The organism is Dyella silvae (assembly GCF_026421305.1).
Lineage (GTDB): Bacteria > Pseudomonadota > Gammaproteobacteria > Xanthomonadales > Rhodanobacteraceae > Dyella > Dyella silvae.
The window spans coordinates 156,736-175,207 of sequence record NZ_JAPJBQ010000001.1; the positions used below are offsets into that span (position 1 = coordinate 156,736).

General features: G+C 63.9%; 17 protein-coding genes. 13 read left to right on the forward strand and 4 right to left on the reverse strand.

From position 1 onward, the window contains the following. Positions 1-44 precede the first annotated feature (44 nt). Positions 45-1,151, reverse strand: a complete 1,107-nt coding sequence (locus OQE56_RS00720) for an FG-GAP repeat domain-containing protein (RefSeq protein ID WP_267220580.1) — start codon at positions 1,149-1,151, stop codon at positions 45-47. A gap of 183 nt (positions 1,152-1,334) precedes the next feature. Here OQE56_RS00720 and prmB point away from each other — a divergent pair, with 183 nt between their 5' ends. From prmB to OQE56_RS00770, 10 genes are all read left to right on the forward strand, one after another. After that, positions 1,335-2,261 carry a 50S ribosomal protein L3 N(5)-glutamine methyltransferase gene (prmB, locus tag OQE56_RS00725; RefSeq protein WP_267220582.1) on the forward strand — a complete coding sequence of 309 codons (927 nt, stop codon included), beginning with the start codon at positions 1,335-1,337 and terminating at the stop codon, positions 2,259-2,261. Positions 2,262-2,267: 6 nt separating this feature from the next. Next, complete coding sequence (locus tag OQE56_RS00730; protein ID WP_267220584.1) at positions 2,268-2,834, forward strand: GNAT family N-acetyltransferase; 567 nt, start codon at positions 2,268-2,270, stop codon at positions 2,832-2,834. Between the two features lie 35 nt (positions 2,835-2,869). Next, on the forward strand, positions 2,870-3,958 hold the full coding sequence (gene aroC, locus OQE56_RS00735; RefSeq protein WP_267220586.1) for a chorismate synthase: 1,089 nt from the start codon (positions 2,870-2,872) through the stop codon (positions 3,956-3,958). 46 nt (positions 3,959-4,004) lie between these two features. Next, positions 4,005-5,024: a 2-hydroxyacid dehydrogenase gene (locus tag OQE56_RS00740; protein WP_267220588.1), complete on the forward strand. Its 1,020-nt coding sequence runs from the start codon at positions 4,005-4,007 to the stop codon at positions 5,022-5,024. Between the two features lie 127 nt (positions 5,025-5,151). Beyond that, positions 5,152-6,180 (forward strand): aspartate-semialdehyde dehydrogenase, encoded by a 1,029-nt coding sequence (locus OQE56_RS00745; RefSeq protein ID WP_267220590.1) that lies wholly within the window; start codon positions 5,152-5,154, stop codon positions 6,178-6,180. Continuing rightward, positions 6,180-6,485 carry a hypothetical protein gene (locus tag OQE56_RS00750; RefSeq protein ID WP_267220592.1) on the forward strand — a complete coding sequence of 102 codons (306 nt, stop codon included), beginning with the start codon at positions 6,180-6,182 and terminating at the stop codon, positions 6,483-6,485. Before OQE56_RS00745 ends, OQE56_RS00750 begins: the two co-directional genes overlap by 1 nt. 165 nt (positions 6,486-6,650) lie before the next feature. Then, entirely contained in the window at positions 6,651-9,020 is a 2,370-nt protein-coding gene (locus OQE56_RS00755) for a motility hub landmark protein FimV (RefSeq protein WP_267220594.1), read from the forward strand. Positions 9,021-9,124: 104 nt separating this feature from the next. Next, the gene (truA, locus tag OQE56_RS00760) at positions 9,125-9,892 is read left to right on the forward strand and encodes a tRNA pseudouridine(38-40) synthase TruA (RefSeq protein WP_267220596.1); all 768 of its coding nucleotides are present in this window, start codon (positions 9,125-9,127) and stop codon (positions 9,890-9,892) included. Beyond that, positions 9,889-10,509 carry a phosphoribosylanthranilate isomerase gene (locus tag OQE56_RS00765; RefSeq protein ID WP_267220598.1) on the forward strand — a complete coding sequence of 207 codons (621 nt, stop codon included), beginning with the start codon at positions 9,889-9,891 and terminating at the stop codon, positions 10,507-10,509. Before truA ends, OQE56_RS00765 begins: the two co-directional genes overlap by 4 nt. A gap of 36 nt (positions 10,510-10,545) precedes the next feature. After that, a complete protein-coding gene (locus OQE56_RS00770) occupies positions 10,546-11,550 on the forward strand; it encodes a cupin-like domain-containing protein (protein WP_267220600.1) in 1,005 nt (334 codons plus the stop codon). 501 nt (positions 11,551-12,051) lie between these two features. Here OQE56_RS00770 and OQE56_RS00775 read toward each other — a convergent pair. Then, positions 12,052-12,957, reverse strand: a complete 906-nt coding sequence (locus OQE56_RS00775; protein ID WP_267220603.1) for a LysR family transcriptional regulator — start codon at positions 12,955-12,957, stop codon at positions 12,052-12,054. Positions 12,958-13,066: 109 nt separating this feature from the next. Between OQE56_RS00775 and trpB the strand changes: the two genes are divergently transcribed. The 3 genes from trpB to accD are packed head-to-tail and all read left to right on the forward strand — an operon-like array spanning position 13,067 to position 15,997. Next, entirely contained in the window at positions 13,067-14,275 is a 1,209-nt protein-coding gene (gene trpB / locus OQE56_RS00780) for a tryptophan synthase subunit beta (RefSeq protein WP_267220605.1), read from the forward strand. After that, complete coding sequence (gene trpA / locus OQE56_RS00785; RefSeq protein ID WP_267220607.1) at positions 14,272-15,072, forward strand: tryptophan synthase subunit alpha; 801 nt, start codon at positions 14,272-14,274, stop codon at positions 15,070-15,072. The genes trpB and trpA overlap by 4 nt, the downstream gene beginning before the upstream one ends. A gap of 52 nt (positions 15,073-15,124) precedes the next feature. Further along, on the forward strand, positions 15,125-15,997 hold the full coding sequence (gene accD / locus OQE56_RS00790; RefSeq protein WP_267220609.1) for an acetyl-CoA carboxylase, carboxyltransferase subunit beta: 873 nt from the start codon (positions 15,125-15,127) through the stop codon (positions 15,995-15,997). Between the two features lie 651 nt (positions 15,998-16,648). Here accD and OQE56_RS00795 read toward each other — a convergent pair. Together OQE56_RS00795 and OQE56_RS00800 are read right to left on the reverse strand one after the other, a co-directional pair. After that, positions 16,649-17,221, reverse strand: a complete 573-nt coding sequence (locus OQE56_RS00795; RefSeq protein WP_267220611.1) for a phosphatase PAP2 family protein — start codon at positions 17,219-17,221, stop codon at positions 16,649-16,651. After that, entirely contained in the window at positions 17,190-18,350 is a 1,161-nt protein-coding gene (locus OQE56_RS00800) for a glycosyltransferase family 4 protein (RefSeq protein WP_267221836.1), read from the reverse strand. The genes OQE56_RS00795 and OQE56_RS00800 overlap by 32 nt, the downstream gene beginning before the upstream one ends. Positions 18,351-18,472: the final 122 nt, after the last annotated feature.

The following is an 18,472-nucleotide window of genomic DNA, read 5'->3' on the forward strand; positions in this document are numbered from 1 at the left end:
TGCGGAAAAGGAGGGCCGGGATCGAATGCCGGCCCCTTGCCAGTTCAGTTTCGCGCGCCGACTAATGTCCAGCCGGACGGGTAGCTACCGATGGACAGGTAGTTCCAACCTGAGCCCGTGCTCGACATCGTGGACGTATACCAATGCAGGGAGCCGGGGCTGGAGCCGCCATTGGCAGTGTCGTTAGCCCAGATCGCCACACCTTCGTTGAGATGTGCGTAGTTGCCGATGGCACCGAGATAGTCGCCGGCGTTAATTGGGAAGCTGTTTTTGAGAGTAAAGGTGGTCGAAGCCACTTGGTGCTGGTTGTTGTATGACTGCACCCATTCATACTGCTCGAATTTAAGCGTCGTGTCGTTTTGGACGTAAACGTTGACGCCGCCAAAGTCGCCTGCCACTGCGGCTCCTATGATTCTTCCTTGTGCGTCGTAATTGCCCAAAAATGTGGAGCTGAACCAATTACCCTGGCCTGCCCACAGGTAGACGTCGTTTGCCGCGCTGGTCCATAGCAGGTCGAGATGCGTGGTCTGCATGAAATGCCCGATCGCGGCCACGTGATAACCGCAGGTGACGTTGAACGTCTTGATGTTGGCAATCTTGCTTCCATGCATGATCCAGTAGCCGAACTGACAAGTGCTTTCGTTCCACCACAACAGATCCGCGTCGCCATCACCGTCGATGTCGCCCGCGCCGAGCAATTGCCACCCGGCGGGATAGGTGCCGATGTACTCAGACTTGAACGAGCTCCCCTGGGAGGTCCACAGGTACAGATCGTTGTTTGCACTAGTCCAGATCAGGTCGGACTTGGTATCGCCGTTGAAATCGCCAATGGCTCCGATGTAGTAGCCCGGGGTGATATTGATCACCTGATAGGAGCCCCTGGCATATCCGGTGTTACTGCTGGTGGAGCCCGTGATCCAGAAGGCAAACTGGCTGGTGGTATTGTTGAACCAGAGCAAGTCACTTATGCCATCACCATCTATGTCGCTAGGGGCGACATAGTTGTTTGGATAAAAAACCTCGTTGGCAACTTGCAGGAACTGAGGTTTGGCGGGCGCGCCGACTGCCAGGGCCTTACCGGGCAGCACTGCCGCGAGCGCGCACAAAACGGCGAACAACCGGGCCATTGCTGCCCGTATTTCCTTATCCATAATCCCCCCCGTGGACATATTTTTTTGGCGCATCCCGGCTTCCGCCGGTGGCGCCCGGATTCTGGGGCATGGCATGAGAGGGGGGCAATCGGCCGCCACTGCCCAGGCGCCCAGGTGTCCGGCCAAGCAGGGCGCATTCTGTGGCAGCTATACTTTGCGATCCCTCGAAGCCCAGAAACCGCCGTGACCCACGAACTCGCCTCCATCATCGACTTCATCCGCTACGGCGCCAGCCGATTCTCGGCGGCCGGGCTCACCTTCGGCCACAGCCACGACAACCCTATCGACGAAGCCACGCACCTGGTGCTGGCCAGCCTGCATTTGCCGCCGGATATCCCGCCGGCTTATGGCGCAGGCCGTCTGACCACCGCAGAACGCGAGCGCGTGCTGGCGCTGATCGAGCGCCGCGTCAACGAGCGTCTGCCGGTGGCTTATCTGGTGGGCGAGACCTGGTTCGCCGGGCTCAAGTTCAAGAGTGACCGCCGCGCGCTGGTGCCGCGTTCGCCGATCGCCGAGTTGATTGAATCGGGCTTCCAGCCGTGGCTGGACCATCGTCACGTGGAACGCGCGCTGGACCTGTGTACCGGCTCGGGCTGCATCGGCATTGCCATGGCCGAGTACAACCCGGAGTGGCAGGTGGACATCGTCGATATCAGCGATGACGCGCTGTCGCTGGCACGCGAGAACATCGTGTTCCAGCATGTGGAAGGACGCGTCGAAGCCATCAAATCCGATCTCTTCAATGGCCTCAAGGGCCGTCGTTACGACCTGATTGTCTCCAATCCGCCGTATGTCACCGAAGACGAATACGCGGCACTGCCAGGCGAATACAGCCATGAGCCGAAGCTTGGGCTGACCTCCGGCGAAGATGGTCTGGACATCTGCGTGCGCATGCTCAACGAAGCTGCGGACTACCTCACTGAAGATGGCCTGCTCATCGTGGAGGTCGGCGAGAGCGAACACGCGCTGGCGGCCTTGCTGCCGGAAGTCCCGTTCGTGTGGATCGAATTCAAGGTGGGTGCGATGGGCGTTTTCGCGATCGAGCGCCGCGACCTCATCGAGCACGCTGACGCCATCCGCGCGGCCGCCAACGCGCGCCAGGGGCGCTGATTCCTCGTGGAACTGGAGACGCCGCGCCTTCGGATCGATGCCTTGCATCTTTCCGATGCTGCGGCGTTGTTTGGTTATCGCTCCCTCCCTGAGGTAGCGAAATACCAGAACTGGTGGCCCGAGACGGTCGACGAGGTCGAGCGTTTCATTCGTAACCAATCGCGTCTGCTGGCGCCTGCGCCCGGACAGTGGTTTCAGCGGGCCATTCGCTGGCGCGATGATGGTGCGCTCATCGGCGATCTGGCGTTCTGCCTGTCGGACGACGGTCAGGCGGAATTCGGCATTAACCTCGCGGCTTCGCATCAGGGCAAAGGCCTCGCTCGCGAAGCCCTGCAGGCGGTGCTGGAGCGGTTGTTCGGCGCCATGGGCGTGCATCGCGCGCACTGTTCGGTCGACCCGCGCAATCTGCCCAGCATGGCGTTGATGCGCTCGCTGGGCCTGCGCCAGGAGGCCCATTTTCACGAAAGCCTCCGGTTTCGTGGCGAGTGGGTGGATGATGTGATCTTCGCGATGCTGGCACGCGAATGGCGGGCTCGCATGGCCGAGAGCGCAGACGAGGCCGCATCGCGTTAAGCTGTGCCGGTTTCCCTGCAGACGACCCGAGACTCGTGTCCAGCAACTCCTTCGGCAAACTCTTCACCGTCACCACGTTCGGCGAAAGCCACGGTCCGGCCATTGGCTGCGTGATCGATGGTTGCCCGCCAGGGTTGCCCATCACGGCCGAAGAGTTCCGCACAGACCTGGATCGTCGCGCCACCGGCAAGAGCCGCCACACCTCGCAGCGCCGCGAGGCGGACGAGGTGGAAATTCTTTCCGGTGTCTACGAGGGCAAGACCACAGGCACGCCGATCGGGCTGCTGATCCGCAATACCGATCAGCGCAGCAAGGATTACGGCGATATCGTGCAGACGTTCCGGCCGGGCCACGCCGATTACACCTACTGGCAGAAATACGGCATTCGCGATCCGCGCGGTGGCGGCCGCTCCTCGGCACGTGAAACCACCATGCGTGTCGCCGCGGCGGTGATCGCCAAGAAATGGCTGGCCGAGCGCTATGGCGTGCGGGTGCGTGGCTATATGGCGCAGATCGGCGAGATCACGCCGGGTTCATTCGACTGGGCGGCGGTGGAGCAGAACGCTTTCTTCTGGCCCGATGAGCATGAGGTCTCTACGCTCGAGTCGTATATGGACGCCTTGCGCAAGTCAGGCGATTCCGTAGGTGCGCGCGTCACCGTGGTGGCCGATGGCGTGCCGCCGGGTTGGGGTGAGCCCATCTACGGCAAGCTCGATGGCGACCTGGCGTCGGCGCTGATGTCGATCAATGCGGTAAAGGGGGTCGAGATTGGCGATGGCTTCGGCGTCGTCCCCCAGCACGGCAGCCAGCATCGCGACGAAATGTCGATGGACGGCTTTACGTCCAATCATGCAGGCGGCATTCTTGGCGGCATCAGTACGGGGCAGGCCGTGGTGGCGTCCATGGCGCTCAAACCCACCTCGAGCATCCTGATTCCTGGTCGCAGCGTGAACCTGGCGGGTGAGCCGGTCGACGTGGTGACCAAGGGCCGCCATGATCCCTGCGTGGGTATTCGCGCCACGCCCATCGCGGAAGCCATGATGGCGCTGGTACTGATGGATCATGCATTGCGCCACCGTGCCCAGTGCGGTGACGTTGGCGAGGTTGCTCCTCGCATTCCCTGATAAGAGCCGGTCCGTAATTCGGACTGGCGCGGAACAGATGTAGAAGATGACCGCCAAACCGAAAGTCTGGGTATCCCGTCCTCTCTTTCCCGACGTGCTGGCTCGCCTGGCGCAGTATTTCGACGTTGACGCGGAAGCGGTCGAGCGCCGGCACAGTGCGGAAGAACTCAAGCGCAAGCTTGCCGGCGTCGATGCAGCCGTGCTGGGGCTGACCGACCGGGTCGATGCCGCTGTGCTGGAAGGCAATCAGCGCCTCCGGGTGGTGGCCAATCTCGGTGTGGGGTTCAACAACCTCGATATCGACGCACTGACCCGCGCCGGCGTGCTGGCCAGCAATACGCCGGATGTACTCAACGAAAGCGTGGCCGATTTCGCCTGGGCGCTGATGCTGGCGGCAGCGCGCCGGGTCGGGGCGGCGGAGCGCTGGCTGCGGGCAGGACACTGGCCGGGCAGTCACATGCGTTTCGACGACTGGCTGGGCCTGGATCTGCACGGCCGCACGCTGGGCATCCTTGGCATGGGCCGCATCGGCCGCGGCGTGGCGCGACGCGCGGCCGGGTTCGACATGCGGGTGCTGTATCACAACCGCTCGCGACTGCCGGACGAGGTGGAGCGCGAATGTGGAGCGGCGCTGGTGAGCAAGGCCGAACTCTTGCGCCAGGCTGATTTCCTGGTCCTGGTGCTGCCATTTACCCGTGAGAATCGCCACGCCATCGGCGCGCCCGAACTGGCGCAGATGAAGCCCTCGGCGGTTTTGGTGAATATCGCTCGTGGGGGCATTGTTGACGATGCCGCCCTTGCGGCGGCCTTGCGCGAAGGCCGGCTGGCCGCGGCGGGCCTGGATGTGTTCGAAGACGAGCCGAACGTGCATCCGGACCTGCTCACGTTAGACAATGTGGTGCTGTGCCCGCATATCGCCAGCGCCAGCGAAGAAACGCGCCGCGCCATGGCGAGCCTGGCAGCTGACAATGTGGTGGCGGCCCTGGGCTATGGCGAGGTGGCAGGAAAGCCGCCGACACCGCTGAATCCGGCGGTCATGGCACGCTGGACCGCATCCAAAGCGTGATGACATTCACGCCCATGCGTGTCGCAGGTTGTTTTGCGCGCCGCCCCGGCTAGATTTCCGCAGATGCGGAGATCAGGTCACCCCCAGCCGGGACGGTTTTCCGATTCCTCCTACCTGATACCGGGACATGAGCAAGAAGAGCAGTTACAAGGTGGCAATGGTCGGCGCGACGGGCGCCGTAGGTGAAACGCTGCTGGCGATCCTGGCCGAGCGTGAGTTTCCGATCAGCGAGCTGGTGCCTCTGGCGAGCGAGCGCTCTGCCGGCGAAAAAATCACCTTCGACGGCAAACAGGTCGTCGTGCGCAACCTTGCCGACTACGATTTCGACGGCGTCGACATCGCGTTCTTCTCGGCCGGCGGCTCGGTGAGCCGCGAGCACGCGCCGCGTGCGGCCGCCGCGGGCGCGGTGGTGATCGATAACACCTCCGAGTACCGCTACCAGGACGACATTCCGCTGGTGGTGAGCGAGGTGAACCCGCATGCCATCGCCGAGTACACCACGCGCGGCATCATCGCCAACCCGAATTGCTCCACCATGCAGATGCTGGTGGCGCTGGCGCCGATCCACCGTTCGGTCGGCATCGAGCGCATCAATGTGGCGACCTACCAGTCCGTCTCCGGCGCCGGTCGCAGCGGCATGGAAGAACTGGGCAAGCAGACCTCCGCCATGCTCAGCTTCCAGGACGTGGAGACTAAGAAATTCTCCAAGCAGATCGCTTTCAACGTGATTCCGCACATCGACGACTTCCAGCCGAACGGCTACACCAAGGAAGAAATGAAGATGGTGTGGGAGACGCGCAAGATCTTCGAAGACCCGACCATCCAGGTGAATCCCACTGCCGTTCGCGTGCCGGTGTTCTATGGTCACTCCGAGGCCGTGCATATCGAAACGCGTGACAAGATCACCGCTGAGCACGCGCGTGAGCTGCTTGAAAAAGCCGAAGGCGTCGTCGTGGTCGACGAGCGCAAGGCGGGCGGCTATCCGACGCCGGTGACTGACGCCGCGGGCAAGGATCCTGTTTTCGTGGGCCGCATTCGTGAAGACATCTCGCACGAGCGCGGGCTCGATATGTGGATCGTGTCGGACAACATTCGTAAGGGCGCGGCGCTAAACGCCGTTCAGATCGCTGAACTTCTCATCAAGGACTATCTGTAATGAAAATGATGCTGTCGGGGCTGGTCATGTTTTCATTGGTGCTTGCCGTGCCGGCCCAGGCAGCACAGGCCCAGCCGTCGTCCGCCGTCAAGGCGGGCGACCAGAAGCAGGTCGAGCAGGCCATCGAAAAGCAGCAGGCCACCCTCAAGCAGTTGCAGGGTGATGTGAGCCGTGAGGAAAACCGCTCCCACGAGGCGGACGCCAAGCTCAAGCAGCAGGACCAGACCATTGCGGATCTGCAGCAGCAGCTCAAGGCATTGCAGGGGGCGTCCACGGATGCCGGGCACCCCGCAAAAGGTGGCTGAGACCCGCCACCCTACAAGAACAAGTGGTAGCAAGACACTGTAAATATTGGCCAATGCTATTGTTGATTGGCCCGTACCTAACTTAAAGTGACGCCTCGTTCCCGGTCCTGCCGTTTTGCGGCAGGCCGATGAGAAACGTCACGGGGTCGTTCGGGGGATTACACGATGAATCGTTCGTTGAAGCTGTCGATGCTGCTGGCGCTTGCCTTGGGCAGCACCCAGGCAGCTGCGCTGGAACTGGGCCAGATCCAGGTGAAATCGGCTCTGGGCCAGCCCTTGCTGGCCGAAATACCGGTCAATCCCGACAGCCCGGCCGAGTTGCAGAACCTCACTGCCCGACTGGCCTCCGCTGAAGATGCGGCCCAGGCTGGCGTCGCGGCCGGCCCGACGATTCCGTTGCAGTTCTCTGTGGTGGACGGTGCCAACGGCAAGAAGGTCATCCGCATCACCAGTGCCGCGCCGGTGAACGATCCTTACCTGGATCTGCTGGTGGAAGTGAATAACGCCGCTGGCAAGAGCCTGCGCGAGTTCACCATCCTGCTCGACCCGCCCAACAGCGTGTCCAGCGCGCCGGCCACGACGGCGCCGACGCAGGCCGCGCCCAAGTCATCGCGTCACGCGACGGCACCGGCCGCAGCCAGCAGCAGTCAGGCGAATGCCGCTGCACCGGCTCCCGCTCCCGCGCCGGAGGCAAAGCCGGCCAAGCCCAAGCCCGCACCTGCGCCGCGCGCGGCGGGTGGCAGCACCTTCGGTCCGGTCGAGCGTGGTCAGACGCTATCCGGGATCGCCCATGAAACGGCCCCGGACGGCGTAGACGCCAACCAGATGCTGCTGGCCCTCAAGCAGGCCAACCCGGATGCGTTCTACCGCGACAACATCAACGCGCTGAAGAGCGGCGTGGTGTTGCGCGTGCCCACCCGCGAGGACGCTCAGGCCCTGGCCGTCGCTGCCGCCGCAGCCGAAGTGCGCCGCCAGAACAGCGATTGGCGTTCGGGTGCCGCTCGCACGCCGACCACCGTTGCCGATGCCGGTACACGCGCAAACACCTCGTCCGCACCGACCACGGCGGCTCCGGGCGGCGACCATCTGGCGCTGGTCCCGGCCAAGGAAGGGTCGGACAACGCTGCTGGCAAGGGTGGCAAGGGCGATAAGACCGAAAAGGGTATGGCCGCGCTGCATCAGGATTTGCTGCGCAGCCAGGAATCGCTGGCGTCCCTGCAACAGCAGGGTGACGAGCTGAAGTCGCGCCTGAAGGATCTGGAAGGCATCAATGGCAAGAACGAGCGTCTGTTGTCGCTGAAGGACAACGAGATCGCCGATCTGCAGAAGAAGCTGGCTGACGCCCGCAAGGCGAAGGGCGTGCCCGCTGAAGCGGCTGCCAAGCCTGCTGCGGCGGCCAGCGCTCCGGCCAAGCCCGAAGCGGCCAAGGCTGCAGACGAGACCGTGGTGAAGGCCGGTACGCCGGCCACGGCACCTGCGTCGGCCAGCACCAGCGCTCCGGCCGCCGCTGCGGTGGCCAGCAGTGCCGCTACGCCAGCCCATGCCAGCACGGCGGCAACGCCGGCCGTGGCAAAGAAGCCCGCAGCGCAGCCGGCCGCCAAACCGGCGCCGGTGGCAGAGGAAGAGCCCTGGTACATGCAGACCTGGGCCTGGGGTGTAGGCGCGGGTGCTGCCGTGTTGCTGCTCGTGCTGGGGCTGCGCGGCCGTGGCCGCAAGCCGGCCGCTGCCGCTGCCACGGGCACGTCCTCGCTGGCCGATCGTTTCGGTACGGTGCCGCCCGGTGGCCCGGCCAGTGCCGACCCGGACCAGGACGAATTGCTCGATCAGCTGGCCGAGCATCCGGATGACATCGGTTTGCACCTGGAGCTGGTGAGCCTGTACTACAGCCGCCGTGACGTCGATCACTTCGAGGCTGCGGCCGAGGCCATGCACGCCCATATCGCTGATGTGCAGCAGCCCGAATGGGTGGACGTGGTGCACATGGGTGAGGATCTGGTGCCGGAACATCCGCTGTTCGCTCATGCCGCGCCGCGCGTGCCGCAGAGTGGAGAGGAGCATGAGGCCCTGGATCACTTCGACCTGGGCCGCTACGCCAATGATCATGAGGACGATGATCTGCCGCCGCCGATTCCGTCGACCTCGGCCCAGCAGGTGCATCATCCGAAAGTCAGCGAATACCACTTCGATTTCGATCTGACCCCGCGTCAGACCAATCTCCACGCTCACGCTCCGGCCTCGTCGTCGTCGGCGACGGCGGTCGAAAAGGAAGTGGAAGAGCAATTTGAAACCCATGGCTCCACCTGGGAATTTGCTGAGCCGAGCGCCGATTCGGCGAGCGACGCTGCGCACCACGAATTGCATCACGACCTGGGTCAGCTGAACGACGATCCGGTGGACACCAAGCTGGACCTGGCCCGCGCCTACCTGGACATGGGCGACCCGGACGGTGCCCAGGCGATGCTGGAAGAAGTCATGCACGAGGGCACGCAGATGCAGAAGGACGTGGCCAAGCGCCTGCTGGACGGCATTCGCTAAACCCTCGAAACGCTAGTGTTGCCAAGCACGGGCCGGCTTTTGCCGGCCCGTGTGCGTGTGGGGCCTGCTAACCTTGCGCTTTCGTTGACGGCAACTGTTTCTTCATGCGCATCGCCCTGGGTATCGAATACGACGGCACCGAGTTTTCCGGCTGGCAGCGACTGAGCCACGGCAACACCGTGCAGGGCGTGCTGGAGCAGGCGCTGTCATTTGTCGCTGCGCATCCCGTGGAAGTGGTCTGTGCAGGGCGTACCGATGCCGGCGTGCATGGGCGTTGCCAGGTGGTGCATTTCGATACCGAGGTGCAACGCGACATGCGCAGTTGGGTGCTGGGCACCTGCTCCAATCTGCCGGCGAGTGTGGCCGTGCTGTGGGCGCAGCCGATTGACAGCACGTTCCACGCGCGCTTTTCGGCGCGCAGCCGACGTTATCGCTATCGCATTCTCAATCGCCAGGTGCGTGCCGCACTGGATGCCCGCTATGTCACCTGGGAGCGTCTGCCGCTTGATGCTTCGCGCATGCATGAAGCCGCGCAGGCGCTGGTTGGCGAGCACGACTTCACCGCATTCCGCGCTATATCCTGCCAGGCGCCCCATCCGCGACGTGAGGTGAAGGCGGTGAGCGTGCGGCGCGAAGAAGAGCACGTCATCATCGAGATCGAAGCCAATGCCTTTCTGCACCATATGGTGCGCAACATCGTCGGATCGTTGTTGCCAATCGGGCGCGGCGAGCAACCGGTGGCCTGGATGGGCGAATTGCTGGCAGGCTGCAACCGCGAGGTCGCCGGGCCCACGGCGCCGGCATCGGGCCTGACCTTCCTCGGTCCGCGCTACGAATCACACTGGGGCTTACCAGCGGAGGTGAGTCAGTGACCCGCATCAAATGCTGCGGCATGACCCGTGTCGAGGATGCGCAGCTGGCGGCGCAGCTCGGCGCAGACGCCATCGGCGTCGTGTTCACCGCACGCAGCAAGCGCCGCGTGACGATAGCGCAGGCGCAGGCGATAGCCGAGGCAGTACCGCCGTTCGTCAGCATCGTTGCGTTGTTCATGGATGACGACGCATCGCTGGTACAAGCCGTGATCGATGCCGTTCAGCCCGATCTGCTGCAGTTCCATGGCGGCGAGCGCAACGACTGGTGCGCGCAATTCGGCCACCGCTACCTCAAGGCTATAGCGATGGGCGAGGGCGAGGCCGCATTGCCGCGGTTGCGCGAGTATCCCGGCGCGGCGGGGTTGTTGCTTGATGGACATGGTCTGGGCGAATCGGGCGGCAGCGGCAAGGCGTTTGATTGGTCGTTGATGCCAAAGGATCTTTCGCAGCCGTTGATCCTGGCCGGCGGTCTGACGCCCGCCAATGTGGCCGAAGCGATCCGCGTGGCGACGCCGTGGGCGGTGGACGTCGCCAGTGGCGTCGAGTCTGCGCCTGGTATCAAGGACCCGCGCAAGCTCGCGGACTTCATCGAAGCTGTGCGAGCAGCTGGCTGCTAGCATCGCCTGACACCCGCTTTCTGCTCCAGGTCGCCCATGCCCGTTCCGATGGAAGAGTTTCACTACGACGGCCAGCCCGATGCGCTGAACACCATCCTTCGTGGCGAGCGCCCTGTCGTGATCCGGGGTCTGGTGAGACACTGGCCCATCGTCAAGGCGGCCACGACCTCGGATCAGGCTTTTGCCTCGCAGCTGATGGCGCTCGACAACGGTTCTATCGTCGACGCGCTACTGATGCCGCCGGAAGAGCAGGGCGTGATCGGCTATCGCGGCGATGCGGACGCTTTCAACTTCAATCATCACCGCGTGTCCGTGACGCAGGGTCTGCAAAAGCTGCTGCAGTTCGCCGACAAAGAGGATGCGCCCGGCATTGCGTTGCAGAGCGCGCCGATTGCCACCTGTTTGCCCGGCCTGCTTGATGACCATGCGATACCGTTGCTCGACGAGGCGATCAAACCGCGCCTGTGGCTCGGCAATCGCGTCACCACGCCGGCGCACTTCGACGAGTACCACAACATCGCCTGCGTCGTTTGCGGCACGCGGCGATTCACCCTGTTTGCGCCAGAGCAGGTGCGCAATCTCTATATCGGGCCACTGGATTTCGCGCCGACCGGCGCTGCCATCAGCATGGCCCGCCTCGATCAGCCGGACGATCCGCGTTTTCCACGTCTGAAGCTCGCGCTCGCTGAAGCGCAAGATGCGGACCTGCTACCGGGTGACGCCATCTACATACCGCCCATGTGGTGGCATCACGTGGCTTCGATGGGCACGCTCAATGCGCTGGTGAATTACTGGTGGAAGCATGGGCAGGGCGCCGGCCTGGTGCCTAACACCCGATTGGGCGGGTTGCTTCACTGCATCCTTCTTTTCAAGTCGTTGCCGCCGTCAGAGCGCGCGGCGTGGCGCGAGCTGCTCGACCACTACGTATTTAGCGGCGAGGATCCGGCGGCGCATATTCCGGAGGCGCGTCGTGGCTGGCTGGGGGAGCTGGATGCGGAGCAATCCACGAAATTGCTGGAGCGCATTCGTCGTTACCTGTGAGGGGGCGTCATGCATCGCGTGATGCGAAGTTTTCCACAGCGAGTGTGGATGCACATGGGAGAAGCTTGTGGATAGGTTAGCTATCTCACTGATCGCAAAGCGATGCTGACGCATTGATGTTCAAATGTGCAGAGTGAGGTGGGTGGTGTTGCACACCTGCACACTGCCACGTGGGAGCGCAGCCTCTGCGCGACGAATCCACGAGAGCGCATCGTGTTTTCCACAGCCGATGTGGATCGCCCGGGGAAAAGGCTGTGGATAGATGCGCTATCTCCCTGATCATAAAGCGATGCCGACACGTTGATGCGCAAATGCTCAACGCGAAAGCACATTGCACATAAGCGCACCCGCAGAAGCGCACGGGTGCGCGACCGTCATGCGAAACCGTGTGGTGTTTTCCACAGCAAATGTGGATGCGTACGGGAAAAGCCTGTGGATAGATGCGCTATCCATTTGACGACAAAGCGATGTCGACGCAGTGATGCGCAAATGCGCAGCGGCTCAGTGTCCCGCGGTCGTTCCGCGCGCAAAGGCGTCTGCGAGCCACAAAGCAAGCGCTTCGGATCTCGCTGCTGCCGCACGAACCGGCGTTGCCAGCACCCACTGCGAGGCGGTGTCCATAAATCCCCAAGGCGCGACCAGCCGCCCGCTGGCGAGATCGTCGGCGACAAGTGGTTCCGGCGCGATGGCGATGCCGCGACCGGCGACCGCGGCTTCGATCAGGTGGTACAGGTGCGGGTAAGCCTGGCCGAGCTGCAGCTGTGCGTCATCCAGGCCCGCGCTTTGTGCCCAGATGGACCACGCGCGTGGCCGCGATGAGGTGTGCAGCACCGAGTGTTGCAGCAGCGCTTGCGGCCGGCTGCGCGTGAGCTGATGCACTTCGGCAAAACTCGGGCTCACCACCGGCCCCACGCGTTCACGCACCAGCGGACGTATATGCCAGCCCGCCGGCCAGGGCGCCTCGCCGGCCAGCACGGCAGCATCAAGCCCATGGAGTGCCTCATCGAACGGGGCTTCTTGTGGGCGCAGATGGAGATCCAGCTCGGGCAGGTCCGCCATCAGGCGCTCGAGGCGCGGAATCATCCAGCGCGCCAGCAGGCTGACCGGGCAGCCGAGCACGAACGGAGATTGGGCCCTGTCGGTGCGCAGCGCTTCGCACGCATCGCGCAGCTGCGCAAACGCGGCGGTGCTGGTGTCGCGCAGGCGCTGGCCCGCCGGGGTCAGTGCCAGGCCGCGCCCCTGCCGTTGAAACAGCGCTACGGTCAGTTCCTCCTCCAGTGAGCGAATGTGTCGGCTTACGGCGCCGTGGGTGACGTGCAGCTCTGCCGCCGCACGGCTGACGCTGCCCAGGCGGGCCGCGGCCTCGAAGGCATGCAGGGCGTTCAGCGATGGCAGCGGGCGGGGCATGGCATATGTGAGTTTTTCTGACAGATGGTGTCCATCATATCGCTTTTGGCGCCATCGCCTTTGGGATAGGGTGGGCGTTGCCCTCCGTCACTGTCCCCGAGTGCCATCTATGAGCAAGATCGACTTCAGCGCCTACCCCGATGAGCACGGGCGCTTTGGCAACTACGGCGGCAGCTTCGTCGCCGAAACCCTGATGGCGCCGCTGGCCGAGCTCACCGAGGCCTATCTGCGGCTGCGCCAGGACCCCGACTTCCTGGCCGAGCTGGACCGCGATCTGAAGTACTACGTGGGTCGCCCGAGTCCGGTGTATTACGCCGAGCGGCTGTCTCAGCACGTGGGCGGTGCACGCATCCTGCTCAAGCGTGAGGACCTGAACCACACCGGCGCGCACAAGATCAACAACACCATCGGCCAGGCGCTGGTGGCCCGCCGCATGGGCAAGCCGCGCATGATCGCGGAGACCGGCGCCGGCCAGCACGGCGTAGCCAGCGCCACCGTGGCCGCGCGCTTCGGCCTCAAGTGCGTGGTGTACATGGGCGCCGTCGATATCGAGCGGCAGAAGATCAACGTCTACCGCATGAAGCTGCTCGGCGCGGAAGTAGTGCCGGTGACATCCGGTTCGAAGACGCTGAAGGACGCACTCAACGAAGCGATGCGCGACTGGGTCACTAACGTGGCGGATACCTTCTACATCATTGGCACCGTCGCCGGTCCGCATCCGTATCCGCTGATGGTGCGCGACTTCAATGCGATCGTGGGCCGCGAAGCGCGCGTGCAAGTGCAGGAACAGTTTGGCCGACTGCCCGACGTGATCACCGCGTGCGTTGGCGGTGGCTCTAATGCCATCGGCCTGTTCCACACGTTTCTCAATGACGAGCAGGTACGCATCGTTGGTGCCGAAGCGGCGGGTGAGGGCATTGCCACTGGCCACCACGCCGCCTCGCTGGCGGCGGGGCGTCCCGGCGTACTCCATGGCAATCGCACTTACGTGTTGTGCGATGACAATGGCCAGATCACCGAGACGCATTCGGTGTCCGCCGGTCTCGACTACCCCGGCGTGGGCCCGGAGCATGCGTTTCTCAAAGATGCGGGGCGTGCGGAATACGTCGGCATTACCGACGATGAGGCGCTGGAAGCGTTCCATCTGCTGGCGCGCACGGAGGGCATCCTCGCGGCGCTGGAGTCCAGTCATGCCGTCGCTCAGGCGATCAAGCTGGCGCGCGAGTACCCGAAGGATGCCCTGGTGCTGTGCAACCTCTCCGGCCGCGGCGACAAGGACGTACACACGATTGCCGCGCGCGAAGGAGTGCAGGTATGAGCCGCATCGACCGTCGTTTTGCACAACTGAAGGCCGCCAGCCGCACAGGACTGATCCCGTTTGTCACCGCTGGCGATCCGTCGCCGCAGCACGCCGTGGCCTTGATGCATGCGCTGGTGGGTGCCGGTGCCGATGTCATCGAACTGGGCGTGCCTTTCTCTGATCCCATGGCAGACGGCCCGGTGATTCAGCACGCCAGCGAGCGCGCCATCGCCAGGGGCGTCGGGCTCAACGATGTGCTGCGCTGGGTGGCTGAGTTCCGGCAGCGGGACGATGAAACACCCGTCGTGTTGATGGGCTACCTCAACCCCATCGAGATTCACGGTTACGGGCGTTTTGCCCAGCAGGCCGTTCAGGCCGGCGTGGATGGGGTGCTGGTGGTGGATTGTCCGCTGGAAGAATCGGCCGTATTGCAGCCGCTGCGCGAGGCCGGGCTGCAACAGATCCTGCTGGCCGCGCCCACCACCGCACCCGCGCGTATGGTGCAGTTGTGCGGGTCGGCGCAGGGTTTCCTGTACTATGTCTCGTTCGCCGGCATCACGGGCGCGGCACGATTGAGCACCAGCGACATCGCCGCACGCGTGGCCGATATCCGGGCGAAGTCGAAGGCGCCGGTGGCAGTGGGGTTCGGTGTGCGCGATGCGCAGTCGGCCAAGGCCATCGCCGGATTCGCGGATGCGGTGGTGATCGGTACTGCGCTGGTGGAGCGTCTGGCTGGTGCGGTAGGTGTCGACGACATCGCCGCGCGAGCAAAGGCTTTCCTGGCGCCGATCCGCGCCGCGCTGGATGCGCATTGAAGACACGCTGCGTCTGACGCGGCGTCGCGTCATGAACGTTTGAGGTGTTGCGATGAACTGGCTCCAGAAAATCATGACTCCCCGTGCTCGCACGGAAGCCACAGGTACGGCTGGCAAGGGCAAGGTGCCGGAAGGTGTGTGGGAGAAGTGCGGTGGCTGCGGCACGGTGCTGTACCGTCCGGAGCTCGAGCGCAACCTGATGGTCTGCCCCAAGTGTGGTCACCACCACACCATCGACGCGCGTGCACGTCTGGACTCGTTCCTCGATCCGGGCTCGGCGCAGGAACTGTGGGCAAGCATGGAGCCGAGCGACCCGCTCAAGTTCCGTGACTCCAAGAAGTACCGCGACCGCATCATTGCGGCGCAGAAGTCCACCGGCGAGAAGGATGCGCTGATCGCCATGAGCGGCCGCCTCAAGGGCCGTCCGCTGATGGCGGTGGCGTTCGAGTTCAGCTACATGGGCGGCTCGATGGGCTCGGTGGTGGGCGAGAAGTTCACCCGTGCGGCGGAACGCGCACTGGCTGATCGCAGCGCGCTGGTGTGCTTCTCCGCTACGGGCGGCGCGCGCATGCAGGAATCGCTGTTCTCGCTGATGCAGATGGCCAAGACCTCCGCAGCTCTGGCGCGTATGCGCGATGCGGGCGTGCCGTACATCAGCGTGCTCACCCATCCGACCACGGGTGGTGTGTCGGCGAGCCTGGGCATGTTGGGTGACATCAACGTGGGCGAACCGAAGGCGCTGATCGGCTTCGCCGGCCCGCGCGTGATCGAGCAGACCGTACGCGAGACGCTGCCGGAAGGCTTTCAGCGATCGGAATTCCTGCTGGAGCATGGTGCGATTGACCTCATCGTCGATCGCCGCGAAATGCGGGACAAGCTGGCTGACCTGCTCGGTATCATGATGAAAGCGCCGCGCGTCGCCTGACCGAATCCCGCATCATGCATCTATGAAAAACAGCGCCTTTTGGGCGCTGTTTTTTTGCGCGCAGTTTTCCACAGCACATGTGGATGCATGCGGGAAAAGGCTGTGGATAGGTGCGCTATCTGACTGATCGCAAAGCGATGCCGACATGTTGATGCGCAAATACGCAGAGGCGAGCATGTGTCGTGCACACGTGCGCTCCAGCAGAAAAAGCGCAACGCCTACCGTGGGAGCGCGCTTGCGCGCGACCGTTTCGCGCGAGAGCGCATCAGGTTTTCCACAGCAGATGTGGATGTCACCTGCATAAGCCTGTGGACAAGCCAGGCACATGCCTTTACCAACAATCACTTGTTACAGCGTGCTGATCTTTTGACCAGACCGCCGATGTTTTCCACAGCGCTTGTGGATGTTGATGGAACAAACCTGTGGAAAAGCATCGCAACTCGTTGTTGCGTGGTGCGTTCACTACGTCGTGCTGAAAATATGCGCAGTATGAGATGCCTGCGCGTCCCCGGTTTTCCACAGCGTATGTGGATGCGCGTGGGAAAAGGCTGTGGATAGGTGCGCTATCTATCTGACAGCAAAGTGATCGCGACGCATTGATGCACAAATACGCAGCGCCACGGCAGCATGCTCACGGGCAGAGCCGGTGGCTCACGCCACCAGTGCATGCAGTGGCATCAGCCACAGCGACAACACTCCCAGTGCGCTGCCGATGGCTGTCGCGGCGATCACATCGCTGGGGTAGTGCAGGCCAAGGATCACACGGGATGCACCCACCAGCGCGGTGAACGTCAGCAGCAGCGGTGCAAGCACGGGATACCACGCCAGCGCCACGACGGTGAAACTCACCGCCTGCAGCGTGTGGCCAGAGGGAAAGCTGAATTCATCCAGCGGTGGCACGTGGGCGATCACGCCAGGGCAGGCGCGAAAGGGGCGCGGGCGACGCGTCCAGCGCTTGAGCAGGCGGTACAGCAGTAGCGCTGCGAGTCCGGTGATGGCCATCTGCACGGCGGCCAGCAACCCTCGGCGTCCGTCGACGAGGGCAAGCACCGCCATCAACGAATACCAGAACACACCATCGCCAAGCCGGCTGATGATGCCGAAGAACACGCCGACAGCACGGCGTGTGCCCCAGCGATTGGCCGCCACGCACATGCGGCGGTCGATGGCAAAACGTGGACCTGCAGGCAGTTCAGGCGTGTGCAGCGGTGGCATGGTGCTCATGCGCATTCTCCTCGGCCAGTTCACGCAACAGGTTCTCGAATTCATGGATGACCGCACCGGGCGATAGCCCGGCGATGCTGGCGTGCGCCGCGCGCCCCATGTGGCGGATCAGGCTGGCATTGCTCGCCAGCGTGGTAACCGCTTCCATGAAGGCCCGCTCGTTGCCAATGTCAATGCGATAACCGTTGTGGCCCGTGCGCAGATGTTCGCGCGCGGCGCCTTCCTCATAAGCCACCACCGGCAGGCCCGAGGCGAGCGCTTCGAGAATGACGTTGCCGAAGGTTTCGCTGAGGCTGGAGAAGGGGAACAGATCGGCACTGGCGTAGTGCTGGGCCAGGGCTTCGCCACGCTGCATGCCGGCGAAGATGAAATCGGGGTTGGCCGCCTGCAGCGCGGCGCGCGCGGGGCCATCGCCCACCCACACGTAGCGGGCCTTGGGCACCTGCTGCTGGATGGCGCGGAAGCTGCGCACCGCGAGATCGAGATTCTTCTCGGGAGCGATGCGGCCCACATAGAGCACCACCGGCGTATTGCCGTCGACGCCCCAGCTCTGCCGCAGCTCGGCGCTGCGATGACGCGGATGGAACAGCTGGGTGTCTACGGCGCGGCGCAGCAGTCTCGCGGTATCCACGCCCAGTGACGTCAGTTCGCGCGCCAGCGCCTCGGTGGGCACCAGCGTGGCGGCGGCGCGGCGATGGAATCCGCGCAGGTAATGGCGTACCACCGGGGTGAGGAATCCCACGCCGTAGTGGTCCGCATACGTATCGAAGCGGGTATGGAAACCGGTAGCGGTAGGAATACCCAGCCGGTTGGCTGCGCGTACGGCAGACCAGCCCAGCGGGCCCTCGGTAGCGACATAAATGGCGTCGGGGCGCAGGCGCGTCCAGCGTTCGCGCAGTGCTCCGCCGGCGGGCAAGCCGAAACGAAGGCCAGGATAGCGGGGCAGGGAGGCGCCGCGGACTTCCAGGGTGACGATGCCCGGCTCGTCCTTGAACGGCTGCAGCTGACGGGGGCGGATGAGGTCGACCGTGTGGCCCTGCGATGCCAGTCCGGCGGCAAGGCTGTGCACGGTCAGTGCCACGCCGTTGATCTCGGGTGGATACGTTTCGCTGACGATGCCGATGCGCACTTGAAGATACCGTTGGCTGGCCCGGTGCAGAATCCCCTTCAGGCGTTGCGGGGGCATGGCGCGTGTATGACGGGTGCGTGACGGACGCGACTGCTCGTGCTCCGCTGGACGCTACGGATGGG

Excerpts from the sequence above, each read along its gene's own strand:
- accD (WP_267220609.1), top strand. The coding sequence starts at position 15,125 with ATGAACTGGCTCCAGAAAATCATGACTCCCCGTGCTCGCACGGAAGCC.
- OQE56_RS00770 (WP_267220600.1), top strand. The coding sequence starts at position 10,546 with ATGCCCGTTCCGATGGAAGAGTTTCACTACGACGGCCAGCCCGATGCG.
- OQE56_RS00795 (WP_267220611.1), bottom strand. The coding sequence starts at position 17,221 with ATGAGCACCATGCCACCGCTGCACACGCCTGAACTGCCTGCAGGTCCA.
- OQE56_RS00720 (WP_267220580.1), bottom strand. The coding sequence starts at position 1,151 with ATGGATAAGGAAATACGGGCAGCAATGGCCCGGTTGTTCGCCGTTTTG.
- OQE56_RS00750 (WP_267220592.1), top strand. The coding sequence starts at position 6,180 with ATGAAAATGATGCTGTCGGGGCTGGTCATGTTTTCATTGGTGCTTGCC.
- trpA (WP_267220607.1), top strand. The coding sequence starts at position 14,272 with ATGAGCCGCATCGACCGTCGTTTTGCACAACTGAAGGCCGCCAGCCGC.
- OQE56_RS00755 (WP_267220594.1), top strand. The coding sequence starts at position 6,651 with ATGAATCGTTCGTTGAAGCTGTCGATGCTGCTGGCGCTTGCCTTGGGC.
- OQE56_RS00745 (WP_267220590.1), top strand. The coding sequence starts at position 5,152 with ATGAGCAAGAAGAGCAGTTACAAGGTGGCAATGGTCGGCGCGACGGGC.
- truA (WP_267220596.1), top strand. The coding sequence starts at position 9,125 with ATGCGCATCGCCCTGGGTATCGAATACGACGGCACCGAGTTTTCCGGC.
- OQE56_RS00775 (WP_267220603.1), bottom strand. The coding sequence starts at position 12,957 with ATGCCCCGCCCGCTGCCATCGCTGAACGCCCTGCATGCCTTCGAGGCC.
- OQE56_RS00740 (WP_267220588.1), top strand. The coding sequence starts at position 4,005 with ATGACCGCCAAACCGAAAGTCTGGGTATCCCGTCCTCTCTTTCCCGAC.
- trpB (WP_267220605.1), top strand. The coding sequence starts at position 13,067 with ATGAGCAAGATCGACTTCAGCGCCTACCCCGATGAGCACGGGCGCTTT.